Below are 13,061 nucleotides of genomic sequence, written 5' to 3' on the forward strand. Positions count from 1 at the left end.
AAGATTAATTTCCCATTTGACTCGTACAATGCGACAATCATTATGGCTTTTTTTGCCCACGGGGAGGCCCGGAAACGACTCCCCAGACACTTCGCCCGCAACGCATGCTGCAATTGTCTAGACTTCAACCTTCCCCACCCACTGCCTCGTCCTTCATCTCCCGTGAAGAGGCCTACGAATATTGTCGTACTGTTACGGCGATGTATTCTAAGACGTTTTACCTAGGCACCCTCCTCATGCCCAAGGAAAAACGCGAGGCAATTTGGGCCATTTATGTCTGGTGTCGTCGCACCGATGAACTGGTTGATGGGCCAGAAGCGGTTAATACTACCCCAGAAACCCTCGATCAATGGGAGCGGGATCTCGAATCTGTATTTGCGGGGCAACCGGTTGCCGATCCAGATGTGGCCTTGGTGGATAGCTTGAATCGCTTTCCCCTTGATATCCAACCCTTTCGGGACATGATTGCTGGGCAGCGCATGGATTTGTACCGCAGTCGCTATGAAACATTTGAGGACTTGGAGCTCTATTGCTATCGAGTCGCTGGGACTGTGGGCCTGATGTCCGGGGCGGTCATGGGTTTAGAAAATCGCACGAATACGGCCCCCTGGAATCGTCAAAGCCAGTCTCAGATGCCGACGGAAGAGGCGATCGCCCTGGGGATTGCGAATCAACTAACAAACATTCTCCGGGATGTGGGGGAAGACCGGGGCCGTGGTCGCATTTACCTGCCCCTAGAAGATTTAGCGTTATTTAACTATTCCGAAAAGGACTTGTTTGCAGGGGTCATCGATGAGCGGTGGCGATCGCTAATGAAATTTCAAATTAAGCGGGCCCGCCATTACTACCAAATTGCCGAGCGGGGAATTCGGTCGCTCCATCCCGATGCCCGCTGGCCGGTGTGGTCTGCCTTGATGTTGTACCAAGGGATCCTCGATATCATCGAGAAAAATGACTACGATGTCTTTAACCGCCGCGCCTATGTGCCGACGGCCAAGAAAATGGTTTATCTACCCGTCGCCCTACTGCGATCGCAAGTGTTGTAAACCATTAACGCCAACGGATTTTCCCTGAAGCAAGAAAAAGGCGATCGCCAAGTTTTATTGGTTACTCTCCGATTAGGCGATGAATCTGCTGCAGAAAATCATCATAATCAACCACTGGCTTAGAAATATACCCTTCAGCCCCACTCTTGCTCAGGAAGGTTTCGCGATCGCCTTGCATCGCGTGGGCTGTCACTAAAATCACTGGAATTTCCTTCGTCTGGGGATCTGCTTTGAGCATTTGGGTAATCCGAATTCCATCCACTGACTCCCCTTCATAGAGACTGGCCGTTAGGGAAACATCCATCATCACCAGATCAACCTTTCCCGCTGACGTTAAGGCCATAATTTCCCCGACATTCTCAGAGCAGAGCACATCGAACTGGCCCCGTTTCTGCAAAATTGTGCTGAAAACACGCACATTAATCGGATCATCTTCAACTATCAATATCGTGGCCATAACTACTTTCTTGAGATTAGGGACAACTGCAAACAATCAATTCTGGGATTCACTATGGCGTAATCACTGGGGTCTTGCGGGCCATTGAGCAGAAGCACAATATATCATCTCTGTCACCTCGATTATTACCCCCTTGAATTAAAGACATCGCGTAACTTATTTCTACCCAAAGCAAAGCGAATCCATAACAATGTTTTTTGCGACAGAGAGCCCTATGCCTTTATGGTGAAAAAGATGCAAACGCTTGTAAAGATTTAAGAATCAACAGTATATTCCTTGAAAACAGCGTTCCCCATTATTGTCCAATCAGCATAAATTCATGGCACAACAACTCGATCTGCTCCAGTCCGGTCACATTATCCCGACAGCGCTCCATGTGGAAATGGAACAGTCCTATATGGAATATGCGATGAGTGTGATCGTCGGACGGGCATTGCCAGATGTGCGGGATGGTCTGAAACCAGTGCATCGGCGGATTTTGTATGCGATGTATGAGTTGGGTTTAAGTCCGGATCGTCCTTACCGCAAATGTGCGCGGGTGGTGGGGGATGTGTTGGGGAAGTATCATCCCCACGGCGATCAGTCCGTTTATGATGCCTTGGTGCGGTTGGTGCAGGATTTCTCGACGCGCTATCCGTTGTTGGCGGGACATGGAAATTTTGGTTCGATTGATAATGATCCGCCGGCGGCGATGCGGTATACGGAAACGCGGTTATCGCCCGTGAGTTTTGAGGCGATGTTGGCACAGATTAGTGAGGATATTGTTGATTTTACAGATAATTTTGATGGGTCGCAGCAGGAGCCAGTGGTGCTGCCGGTACAGTTGCCGATCTTGCTGTTGAATGGTTCTTCGGGGATTGCGGTGGGGATGGCAACGAATATGCCGCCGCACAATTTGGGGGAAGTGGTGGATGGGTTGATCGCTTTGATTGATGATCCAGAAATTGAGGATGAGAAGTTATGGGCAGTTATTCCTGCGCCGGATTTTCCGACAGGGGGAGAAATCGTTGATCTCGCTGGGGTGCGCGACGCCTACCGGACGGGACGGGGCATTATTCCGATGCGGGGCATTGTCCATTTGGAAGTGCTGCAGGTGGGGCGGAAACGGAAGCGGGATGTAAATGCGCTGGTGGTGACGGAACTGCCCTATCAGGTGAATAAGGCGGCGTGGATTGAAAAGATCGCGGATCTGGTGAATGATGGCAAGATTTCGGGGATTTCGGATATTCGGGATGAGAGCGATCGCCAAGGGATGCGGGTGGTGATTGAACTGAAGCGGGATGCGGAGCCGGAGAAGGTTTTGAAGCTGCTTTATAAGAAAACGGCGTTGCAGTCCAATTTTGGGGCGATTTTGCTGTCTTTGGTGAATAATCAGCCGCGCCAGTTGTCGTTAAAGGCGATTTTGCAGGAATTTCTTGAATTTCGGGAAGAAACGGTCACTCGGCAATATCGGTATGAGTTAGAGCAGAAGGAAACGCGGCAACATTCGGTGGAGGGGTTATTACTCGCGCTGAATAATTTGGATGCGGTGATCGAGATTTTGCGGAATGCGGCGGATGGCACGACGGCAAAACAGCAGTTTCAGGCGGCATTGGGGTTTAGTGAGAGTCAGTCGGATGCGATCTTGGCGATGCCGATGCGGCGGTTAACGGGCTTGGAACGGCAAAAACTGGAACAGGAGTCAACGGAACTGGCAACGGAGATTGCCAAGTTAAATAAGTTGTTGAGCGATCGCCACGAATTACTCAAGGCACTAAAGCGGGAGTTACGCAGTTTAAAACGGAAATTTGCCGACCCGCGTCGCACCCGTTTACCGGATGTGCCATCCCCTGAACCGGAACCTGTCACAGTCGAGGCGGAGCCAGACACCCCCGCAGCGACCCCGAAGAAAAAACGCCAATCCCGTAAAAAGGAGGAACCCGTGCTTGCCCTCCTGCCGCAACTAACGGAGACTTCCCATGTAGCGATCGCCGCGTCGGGGGGGGTGTATTGGGGCAATGATGATGCGGGGCTATTGGATGAGGAACCGACCATTTTTAAGGTGCAGATTGGCACGCAGGAAAATTTAATCGTCTGCACCGACCAAGGGAAAGCTTTTCCGGTGGCGATCGCCGATTTACCCTACCAAGAACAGCGGGATAAGCCCCAATTAATCGATTTATTACCGGATCATGCCCTACGGGATAATCATCAGCCGATTACCCAGTTTTTATTGCCCGATAATTTAGCAGAGTACGATTTACTTTTACTTACAGCCCAAGGACGGATTAAACGTCTCCCGGCGATCGAACTCGAAAGTTTCACCAGTCGCGGTTTAAGTTTGATCAAGCTCAAGGACAAGGACACCCTCAAATTCGCCTGTTTCGTGAAGGGGGGTGAACAGGTGGCGATCGCCGTCAGCAGTGGGCGGGTCTTGCATTTGCCCGTGAACGATCACGAAATCCCTGTCATGGGCAGAACTTCCCAAGGGAACCAAGCCCTGCGCCTCCGCTTTAATGAGCAAATTGTCGCCTGCGTTCCCTGCCAACGGCACAACGAACTTTACTTAATCTCCGAGGAAGGCTACGGCAAAAAATTAGCCGCCAGCAGCTTACGGCTCGGTAAACGGGGTGACATGGGCAACCATGTGATGCGCTTTGAATCAAAAACTGATCTGCTCCTTACACTTTTCGTTCCCGATCAACAGGAATCCCTGTTGGTAAAAGATTCCCAAGAAAACCTTGATCTGTTGCCCTTCGGTAAATTCAACCTCGCTGAAAAGGATAGCCCCGGACAAAAATTGGTGAAATTAACTGGGGGCGATCGCCTCGTTAATTGTTATCTGAGTGGGTCGTAGAAGCCATAAAAAAGAGGGGATTAATTTCCCCTCCGTGGTCATTGCCTTTGAGCTTGTTTTTGAGCATTTTATTGCGTTTTTTTAGTTGCCGTTGACGGGCCGCGCCGCCTTTGCCTTTGTCGTTACGACCCCGACGCCGGGGACTTTCCCAACTTTTGATGCGCATCGGATTAATAGTAATTTTCTGAACTTCTTTTTTGACCATAACACAAATGGCCTAGATTTTTCTGCGCGGCCTAAAACTCAGCCATGGGTTAGACTTTCAGCCTATGATAAAAACGACTTTTTTCTAGGAGATTATGGTGCGATCGCCGTTTCGAAAAGCACAGGTTTTATTCACTACCTACTACGCCTACATGGTGGAATATCGGGCCGAGCTATTTTTTTGGGTGCTCAACTCGTCCCTACCGATTATCCTGTTGGGGGTCTGGACAGAAGCCTCGAACCAAGTGGAGTTGCCCCTGTCTGCAATTGAATTTGCCCGCTACTTTATCGCCGTCTTTTTTATTCGCCAACTGACCCTCGTCTGGGTGATCTGGGAATTTGAAAAGGAAGTCTCCCAGGGAAAATTGTCCTTTGCCCTACTCCAACCCATTGATCCCGTTTGGCGACATTTTGCGAGCCATGTGTCGGAACGGTTTGCCCGCCTGCCCTTTAGCATTGCCCTGGTGCTCTTGTTTTTTGCCCTTTATCCCCGGGCCTTTTGGGTACCGAGCCTGACCCAGGTGCTACTTTGTATTCTGACGGCGGCGATCGCCTTTGGTCTGCGTTTCCTCCTGCAATACACCTTTGCGATGGCGGCCTTTTGGGTGGAACGGGCCAGCGCCATCGAACAAATTTGGTTTTTGTTTTATATTTTCCTCTCTGGCTATATCGCTCCCCTGGAAACCTTTCCGCCCCTCATGAAAGAAATTGCCCTGCTGACCCCCTTCCCCTATGTGGTGTACTTCCCCTCGGCGATCTTGATGGGGTTACCGGTGCGTCTCACCGAAGGCTTCATTGTCATGGGCGTCTGGAGTTTGATTTTCTATGGTCTAAATCGCTACTTTTGGCGTAAAGGTTTGAAACATTATTCCGGCATGGGTGCGTAGGAAGCTTAACTTTTGTTGAGTTTTATTGATAGCTATAAAGTCCGGTTCCTATGATGATCGAACCCCCAGAGGGTTTAAAGATTGACAAATTTGAAGGAGCCACCATGCGCTACATGGAAGATGAAGACGGTAAGCTGAATAATTTTGCCCAAGAGCCCAAAATGTACCAAGCAGAGGCAAAAACAGCGAAAGAACAAAAAAATTTGCTGGTTATTGGTGTTCTAGGAGGCGTACTTGTGGCGACCCTCATCGGTGTCACGGTGCTGATCTCCGGTTAGGGGTCTGGTCTGGCGGCTAAGGAAGTCAGGCTACACTAAAGATGTGATGGATCAATCACATTTAAGAGGCGATCGCCATGAATGAAGGACTTCTTGCTGTTGAAATTATTGGGATTTTTACGGTTGCGTTTATAATTTTGACCCCAATTCTTTATTGGGTTTTACCGCACCATTTTTCTCTTTCCTGAAAGCAGTTTTGGTCAAGTTTTCCCGGGCTGTACCTGGCCCACCACAAGAATATTGATGGAATCAAGTTAACCAAGGGCGGCCCTGTCGCTCTTTTTTTTGTGGTCGGCATGATTTTTAAACGGGTGATGACGCAACGAACCATAAAACCCGTAAGCTATGGACAAGTACACCCAATCGATTAAATGTGAACGATGGCGCGTAAAAAAGTTGTCTATCAAGAATTTGGTAACACTGTCCCAGACGAGACCCCGGAAATCGTTGATCTGCCGCCCCAACAACAAAGTCCCCGCATCCAAGCGAGCCGCTCTGGTCGTAAGGGCAAGACGGTAACTGTAATTACGGGACTACAACATTCCCCAGAGACGTTACAAAAACTCTTAAAGCAATTGAAAAATAAATGTGGCTCCGGGGGCACCCTCAAGGACAATACCCTAGAAATCCAGGGGGATCAGCGCCAGCCGATTCTCGCATTCCTCCTTGACCAAGGTTACAAGGCGAAAATTAGTGGTGGCTAGGGAATGGTCGGCGCTTCCGTCCACCAGAAAAGATCGGCAACCTCTGGCGTCGGGGTGAGATCTGGACTTGGATTGAGCAATACGGTCTGCTGTTTTAGGTGTTGTCCGAGGCGACGTTGTACCCGCTCAGGAATGCCATAGCCATAAATGACATGGCCTTGACCGGCGAGGGTAATAATTTGGGTATTGGGGTTACGTTGAGCAAAATTGGCGATCGCCTCAGCCATGGTTTCATCCCAGACCACCTGGGCGGCGAAAAAATTGTCAAAATCAAAGTTGCCATGCTGACCATGGCCCGTAAAAGCATCCTGGAGAAGCGCCTGGTAACTTTCGTTGCTCAGATCCAGTTCGTTACGGGGCGGTAAATATTCGTAATCGGCAGCTTCTAAGCTATCCAAACCGGCTGAGGAAACCTGACGCACCACTTCATTGGGGGCATTGAGGGCGACCACTGGAATCTGTTTTTCCTGGGCAAAGCGGAGAATTGGCGCGTACAATTCCCAGTCAAAACCCCAACGGGTTTCATATTCCGTTTGGGCGACAAGGTCAGCTTCGCTAATTTCCCCGGCAATGTATTGATCTAAAACCCCTTGGAAGGGCCGTTGAAACATTTCCATGGCGATCGCCACCTGGGGATGATGGTCGTGGAGGGCTTTGATGATTTCTAACTGGGCGATGTGGTCAGCCTCGCTGGTGTGGTGTTCACCGAGGTAAATGACTTGCGCTGTTTTCAGGGTGGCGAGGGCAGCCCTCGCGTCGGTTGTGGGCGCGGTTTTGACAGTGATCGTCTCTAAAGTATTGCCGAAACTGTCATCGGCATAGGCGAAAGAGCCATAGAAAAAGATGCTTCCCCACAACAGCCAACCCCAAGCACTGCGCCATGCTCCCATAAACTTTTCCCCACAAATCTTTTTTTAGAAAACAAAGAGAACTCAAGAAACTATGGCTATGGTAACGCAGGGGATTTTTGGCGACAGATTTAGCCCTGGGGGAAAATTGATCTGTTCCTCTATCTAAACCAGTCAGCCATGCACCACGCTTCAATTCGCACCGCCGATATCCACCGGGCGATCGCCTTTTACGGACAGCTCGGTTTTGCCATGGAAACCCAGTTCACCACGGGGTACACCCTCGCCTGTTGGCTTAAAGGCCCCCTTGGACGTTTGGAACTCATCCAAATCCCCCAACCAAAGCCCGCCCCCGATGCCTTTGGTGATGAACATTATGTCGGCTACTATCATTTATCCTTTGACCTGACCGAAATCACGTCAGATTTAGCCATTTGGCTCGCCGATTTGCAACAAAATGCCCCGGAACCGATCACGGTTCTTCTAAAACCCCAACAACAGATGATTGGCGATCGCATTTATGAGGTGATGTTCCTTGCCGATGCCGATGGTCTGCCCCTCGAATTTATCCGGTATCAGGGAGCACGAGCTTAAAATTGCCCTTTGCTACACTGGAGAGCCTGTGAATTTTTTCTCGCCCATGACCGACGAACAGCTCAAGCTTTTTTCTGTGGCCGATGCCCCCAATCCTTACCGCGTCGAACGCGCCCCCAGGCTTACCATGGGCCAAGAAAGCCTCCTGCAATGGAAGCAACGACTGCAAAACTTTCAGGACAAGGTTCGTCAAAATCCAGCCGCAAGCCAAACCAGTTTACTTTTTGAGACCCAGTCGAAGCCAGACCACTGGGACGCCGAAAAAATTGACCCCTTTACCCTGCCGCCGAAGCCCTGGGATTTCTATCGAGAGCGTTATGATCCCCTCCAAGAAGGTCAAGCGAATATTTACTTTGTCCTCGACCATGCGGTGCCATTACTGCTCTATGTGGGGGAAACAAAATTATCGATTAAGCAACGCTGGAAAGGGGTTCACGATTGTAAAGATTACATTGATGCTTACATCAGCTTGCACCGTCAGTACGACTTGAATGTGGCGGTCAATTTAGCGTTTCATGTGTCAGTCCCCACAGACCGCTCCCAACGGCTCGCCCTAGAACGGGATTTAATCTTGAAGTGGCGATCGCCGTTTAATAAAGAATGTTGGCGCTACTGGGGACAACCCTTCCAGCGGCGGGGCTAAGATGGGGCTATGCTCCCCGTAAATTTTTCTACCCATTGCCTATCAGAAAAACTCCGCAGTACTCCGCCTATAGCCACAGGCTTAGGGGGTGGTGTAGCGGAGCAAGCCGTAAGGCTTAAATTCTTAATACACAGTCTACAAAATATTTGTCAAAATGCAGATATGCTAAACATGACGTGGGAATTTAAGCTAAAACCAACTGCTGAGCAGGTTTCAGAAATTGAGCGCACATTAACTGTGTGCCGCAAAGTCTGGAACTACGCTTTGCGTGAGCGTAAAGACTGGCTGAATTCTCGCAAGTCACCGATTAACGCTTGCTCAATCGAACGTGAGTACATCATTTCGGTTGATGAACCGTTTCCTAATTACCACGTTCAAGCAAAACGCTTGACTACAGCCAAGAAGGAAATTGAAGCACTGCGGTCGGTCAACGCTCAGATGTTGCAGCAAGTTTTACGCAAACTTGAAACAGCGTTTGAGCAATGGCGAATGAAAAAACATGGCTTCCCTCGGTTCAAGAATCAAGCTCGGATGCGCAGTTTTGTGTTCCCGCAAATGCTGAAAAACTGCGTCAGCCAAGCTGGCATTAAACTGCCGCAGCTGGGATGGGTGAAGGTTCGGTGGTCACGTCAGATCCCAGACTTGTTTGTTGTCAAGCAAGCGCGGATTGTACGCAAGGCTTCTGGTTACTTTGTCATGTTGAGTTTGCAAGCCGATGTGGATGTACCTCAAACATCGTTTTATGGGCATTCCATTGGCATTGATGTCGGGCTGGAATATGGAATATTTTCTCAGTACTTCGGATGGCACACAAGTTAAACGCCCACGCTTCTTTGCTAAGTTACACCGTAAGCTGAAATTGCTGCAACGTCGCTTAAAGCATAAGCAGAAAGGAAGTGTTAACTGTGCAAAGTTGTTAAAGAAAATCGCCCGTGTGCATCAACGGATTGCAGATACTCGCAAAGATTGGCATTTCAAGCTAGCGCATCGAATCTGTGATCAGGCTGATAGCATTTTTATTGAGGATTTGGATTTCCGAATCATAGCAAAAGGGATGCTCGGCAAGCACACACTTGATGCCGGATTTGGGCAATTTACCAATCAGATACTGCCTTGGGTTTGCTTCAAGCGTGATAAATATTACGCCAAAGTCAACCCGAACGGTAGTAGCCAGGAATGTCCAGATTGCGGCGGTGCAGTTCGCAAAACACTGAGTGACAGATTGCATCATTGTCATGCGTGTGGGTCAACTAAGCCCCGTGACGTTGCAGCGGCTCAAGTGATCAATTCCCGTGGGCAACGGGATAGAGAAAATGCCTGTGGAGTCGAGGTGGCGGGGGATTCGGTAACAGGTTCTAGTCAACTGGCTGTGAAGCAGGAAATCTTTAGAGCGATCTAAAGAATCCCCATCCAAACAGAGTTATGGATGGGGAGTATGTCAAAATTGGCGATGTTTCGCTTCCTCTCTTTTCCTTGGCATGGCTATTTCTCCTAGAAAAGTGGCGCGACCGCGATCGCCCCGACAGCAGCAAACAACGTTTTTCCGACGGCGCTGGTTTGTTTTTGGTCTAATTGGCCTAACCTGTGGGGCGATCGCCTACCAACGTATCCAAGGCGCTTTACGTCCAGCCAAAGCCATTTTTGTCCTTGGGGGCCACGAAGAACGGGAGCGGTTTGCGGCCCAATTTGCCCAGGAACATCCGGATCTCAAAGTTTGGGTTTCCTCCGGTAGTCCACCGGAATATGCCCGCCAGATTTTTGCGAACTATCAAATCGAAGGCGATCGCCTCCAGCTCGATTACCAGGCCGAAGACACCGTCACCAACTTCACCAGCCTCGTAGACGAATTTAAACAAGAAAATATCGACAGCGTCTACCTCATCACTTCCGAAAACCACATGAACCGCGCCAAGCTCGTGGCCAGCATTATTTTCGGCACCCGTGATATTGCCATTAAACCAGTGCCTGTCCCATCGGATAATCCCCCGGAAACGACGATGAAATGTATCCGTGATGGGCTCCGCTCAATCCTCTGGGTGGTCACCGGCGAAACAGGCCGCGAATGGCAAACCCTAACGCAGATCCCTACCCAGGCGATCGCCCCCAGCGCCAGACGACCAGAGGAGAATTTATAATAGCTGAGGTTTTGCTTGCGCACAGGAGTCATGATGGAGTCAACCGCCGAACCGATTTATTTCTATAAGGCCCATGACCCCTATGGCTGTTTCTCGAATTTTTCCCTGCACCCGATCCACTGCGAAGCCCTAGATTGGCCTACCGTTGAGCATTTTTACCAAGCCCATAAATTTCTCCCTATCCACCAACAAGATCTCATCGACAAAATTCGCGCTGCCCCGACCCCAGAAATTGCCGCCGCCCTAGGCCGCGATCCCCAGCACCCCAAACGCCCCGATTGGGAAGACATTAAACGAACCGTGATGTGGCAAGGGGTTTGGACAAAATTTAAAACCCACCCTGACATTGCCCAAATTTTGCTGGCAACGGGGGACGCAGCAATTATTGAAAATTCCCCGGTGGACTATTACTGGGGCTGTGGTGCCGATGGCAGTGGGAGTAATTATCTTGGCAAAGTCTTAATGCGGGTACGCCGCCAACTGCGCCACGGGGAATAACCCCATAGCCTTCTTTCGAGCGAAAATGTTACCTTTTGTTTAGGACAAGCCACGTCCTAGCAGTTCCTCATTTCTCGCGCTCAGTAATGGAAAAATCTCACCTTGGGTTTGATGTGATCATTGTCGGTGGCGGTATTGTCGGGGTCACCCTCGCGGCCTGCCTCAAGCAGACAGATCTGCGGATCGCTATCGTGGAAGCACAACCCCTTGATGTGGTGACCCAACGGCAGCGGGCCTATGCGATGTCCCTGCTTTCCCAGCGGCTTTTCCAGGAGTTGGGGGTTTGGGAGGCGATCGCCGCCCGTAGTGGCAAATACCGCAATATTCAATTATCGGACGAAAATTTTTCTGGGGTCGTTAGATTCTCCCGCCAGGATCTCAAGACTGATTTTCTTGGGTTTTCGGGGCAGCACCAAGTTGTTCTTGAAACTCTCCAGGCTTCTCTGCGGGGCTATGGCAATATCCGCTGGTTCTGTCCAGCCCAAGTCACCGCCATTCACTACGAGTCTGAGCAGGTGATCGTGGAATTATCCAGCGAAACCCAGGGGCAGATCAAGATTCAAGGAGCTTTAGTGGTGGGAGCCGACGGGCCACGCTCTCTTGTGCGCCAAGGGGCAGGCATTAAAACGAGGGGGTGGAAATATTGGCAATCCTGTGTTACCTGCGTTGTCGAACATGACGCCCCCCGCAATGATGTCGCCTTTGAACGATTCTGGGGTACGGGGCCGATGGGAGTTCTACCCCTAACCGAAAATCGCTGTCAAATCGTCTGGACAAATCCCCATGCCGAAGCCCAACGCCTGAAAGAATTACCTCCGGAAGTTTTCCTAGAATATTTAGAACAACACACCGGCCCCCAGCTCGGTCGCTTAAAATTGCTTGGCGATCGCCAGGTCTTTCCGGTGCAACTGATGCAAGGCGATCGCTATGTGGATCATCGTCTCGCGTTGGTGGGAGATGCGGCCCATTGTTGTCACCCGGTAGGGGGCCAGGGTCTCAATTTAGGCATCCGTGATGCGGCGGCCCTCGCCCAAACCTTGATCGAAGCCCAGCAACGGGGCCAGGATCTAGGAAGTTTGGCTGTGTTGAAACGCTATGAACGGTGGCGCAAGCGGGAAAATCTGGTAATTCTTGGCTTTACGGATTTCCTCAACCGCCTTTTTTCCAACCGCGTTTGGCCCGTGGTCTGGGTGCGCCGTCTGGGGCTGATTGTGATGGCGAAATTTAATCCCCTGCGCCTGTTTGCGCTCAAACTCATGACCGGACAAAAGGGCCGTCAACCCCGCATTTTGGCGTAACTTTCTTGCTAGATTATTAATTTTTCGGGAGATTCTAGGGATTTGCGTTCAAAATTGAAACCAAGTGAGCGTAAATTTTCCAATCATCCCATGCGTTTTCAATTTATCTATCGGGCGATCGCCCCTGTGCTTCTGGCGAGTCTACTGTTTCTGACGGCCTGTGGTGGCAATCCCCCGGTTCCCCCCCTGACTCGAACCCTGGGACTAATACTGAAGTCACCACCCCGGCAACGGAGACGGCCCAAACACCCCAAAAGGGCAGTGCTTTTAATCAATTTTTCCCAGCGGACAAAACCGAGGGCTATGACCGGGTCTTTACCCAAGAAAAAGAGGGTTTCGCGGAAATTAAATTAACCCTCAACGGTACGGAAATGGCAAAAATTTCCATCTCAGATACCGCCACCAATCTCGCTGCCCGCAGTAAATTTGCTGAAGCCGAAGAAACGGTTGATGGGTTCCCCCTCGTGGCCCAGGGAGCAAATGCCCATGCGGTTTTAGTGGGCGATCGCTATCAAGTGAAAGTGATGTCCCGAGATCCTAGTTTTGGCCCCGATGAGCGCAAGGCTTGGCTCGCCAAAGTGAACCTACAGGGTTTAGCGAGTTTATAAGGCCAATTTTTCGTAAACCACAGCC

Annotated in this window: 16 protein-coding genes; 13 read left to right on the plus strand and 3 right to left on the minus strand. The window is 50.3% G+C overall.

What is annotated here, in order from left to right; all coding sequences use genetic code 11:
- Positions 1-104 precede the first annotated feature (104 nt).
- The gene (crtB, locus tag AACR41_RS12680) at positions 105-1,046 is read left to right on the plus strand and encodes a 15-cis-phytoene synthase CrtB (protein ID WP_012307546.1); all 942 of its coding nucleotides are present in this window, start codon (positions 105-107) and stop codon (positions 1,044-1,046) included.
- Between the two features lie 61 nt (positions 1,047-1,107).
- Here crtB and AACR41_RS12685 read toward each other — a convergent pair whose 3' ends face one another.
- Entirely contained in the window at positions 1,108-1,503 is a 396-nt protein-coding gene (locus tag AACR41_RS12685; protein ID WP_012307547.1) for a response regulator, read from the minus strand.
- Positions 1,504-1,822: 319 nt separating this feature from the next.
- On the opposite strand from AACR41_RS12685, the gene AACR41_RS12690 reads away from it, so the two are divergent.
- On the plus strand, positions 1,823-4,339 hold the full coding sequence (locus AACR41_RS12690) for a DNA gyrase/topoisomerase IV subunit A (protein WP_030006438.1): 2,517 nt from the start codon (positions 1,823-1,825) through the stop codon (positions 4,337-4,339).
- Here AACR41_RS12690 and AACR41_RS12695 read toward each other — a convergent pair.
- Entirely contained in the window at positions 4,314-4,505 is a 192-nt protein-coding gene (locus AACR41_RS12695; RefSeq protein WP_030006439.1) for a hypothetical protein, read from the minus strand. The two genes, AACR41_RS12690 and AACR41_RS12695, sit on opposite strands and share 26 nt — an antisense overlap.
- A 133-nt stretch (positions 4,506-4,638) precedes the next feature.
- On the opposite strand from AACR41_RS12695, the gene AACR41_RS12700 reads away from it, so the two are divergent.
- The 3 genes from AACR41_RS12700 (at position 4,639) to AACR41_RS12710 (ending at position 6,412) form a co-directional block, all read left to right on the plus strand.
- Positions 4,639-5,430: an ABC transporter permease gene (locus tag AACR41_RS12700; RefSeq protein WP_030006440.1), complete on the plus strand. Its 792-nt coding sequence runs from the start codon at positions 4,639-4,641 to the stop codon at positions 5,428-5,430.
- A 50-nt stretch (positions 5,431-5,480) separates the two neighbouring features.
- A complete protein-coding gene (gene psb34 / locus AACR41_RS12705; protein WP_045441612.1) occupies positions 5,481-5,708 on the plus strand; it encodes a photosystem II assembly protein Psb34 in 228 nt (75 codons plus the stop codon).
- Between the two features lie 380 nt (positions 5,709-6,088).
- Positions 6,089-6,412 carry a translation initiation factor gene (locus AACR41_RS12710; protein WP_030006441.1) on the plus strand — a complete coding sequence of 108 codons (324 nt, stop codon included), beginning with the start codon at positions 6,089-6,091 and terminating at the stop codon, positions 6,410-6,412.
- On the opposite strand, the gene AACR41_RS12715 is transcribed toward AACR41_RS12710, so the two are convergent.
- Positions 6,409-7,302: a ChaN family lipoprotein gene (locus AACR41_RS12715; protein WP_030006442.1), complete on the minus strand. Its 894-nt coding sequence runs from the start codon at positions 7,300-7,302 to the stop codon at positions 6,409-6,411. The two genes, AACR41_RS12710 and AACR41_RS12715, sit on opposite strands and share 4 nt — an antisense overlap.
- A gap of 138 nt (positions 7,303-7,440) precedes the next feature.
- Here AACR41_RS12715 and AACR41_RS12720 point away from each other — a divergent pair, with 138 nt between their 5' ends.
- The 8 genes from AACR41_RS12720 (at position 7,441) to AACR41_RS12755 (ending at position 13,036) form a co-directional block, all read left to right on the plus strand.
- Entirely contained in the window at positions 7,441-7,854 is a 414-nt protein-coding gene (locus tag AACR41_RS12720) for a VOC family protein (protein ID WP_030006443.1), read from the plus strand.
- Positions 7,855-7,900: 46 nt separating this feature from the next.
- Complete coding sequence (locus tag AACR41_RS12725; RefSeq protein ID WP_030006444.1) at positions 7,901-8,497, plus strand: hypothetical protein; 597 nt, start codon at positions 7,901-7,903, stop codon at positions 8,495-8,497.
- A 162-nt stretch (positions 8,498-8,659) separates the two neighbouring features.
- Positions 8,660-9,316, plus strand: a complete 657-nt coding sequence (locus tag AACR41_RS12730) for an RNA-guided endonuclease InsQ/TnpB family protein (protein WP_223209875.1) — start codon at positions 8,660-8,662, stop codon at positions 9,314-9,316.
- Positions 9,213-9,896 carry an RNA-guided endonuclease InsQ/TnpB family protein gene (locus AACR41_RS12735; RefSeq protein WP_223209876.1) on the plus strand — a complete coding sequence of 228 codons (684 nt, stop codon included), beginning with the start codon at positions 9,213-9,215 and terminating at the stop codon, positions 9,894-9,896. The genes AACR41_RS12730 and AACR41_RS12735 overlap by 104 nt, the downstream gene beginning before the upstream one ends.
- Positions 9,897-9,975: 79 nt before the next feature.
- Complete coding sequence (locus AACR41_RS12740; protein ID WP_030006445.1) at positions 9,976-10,632, plus strand: YdcF family protein; 657 nt, start codon at positions 9,976-9,978, stop codon at positions 10,630-10,632.
- A gap of 30 nt (positions 10,633-10,662) precedes the next feature.
- Entirely contained in the window at positions 10,663-11,130 is a 468-nt protein-coding gene (locus AACR41_RS12745; protein ID WP_030006446.1) for an NADAR family protein, read from the plus strand.
- An 86-nt stretch (positions 11,131-11,216) separates the two neighbouring features.
- On the plus strand, positions 11,217-12,428 hold the full coding sequence (locus AACR41_RS12750) for an FAD-dependent hydroxylase (RefSeq protein ID WP_030006447.1): 1,212 nt from the start codon (positions 11,217-11,219) through the stop codon (positions 12,426-12,428).
- A gap of 371 nt (positions 12,429-12,799) precedes the next feature.
- On the plus strand, positions 12,800-13,036 hold the full coding sequence (locus tag AACR41_RS12755; RefSeq protein ID WP_052349620.1) for a hypothetical protein: 237 nt from the start codon (positions 12,800-12,802) through the stop codon (positions 13,034-13,036).
- The last annotated feature ends 25 nt before the right edge of the window (positions 13,037-13,061 follow it).

Origin of the sequence: Picosynechococcus sp. NKBG042902, from assembly GCF_963864045.1 — a bacterium.
In the GTDB taxonomy this organism is placed as follows: Bacteria; Cyanobacteriota; Cyanobacteriia; order Cyanobacteriales; family MRBY01; genus MRBY01.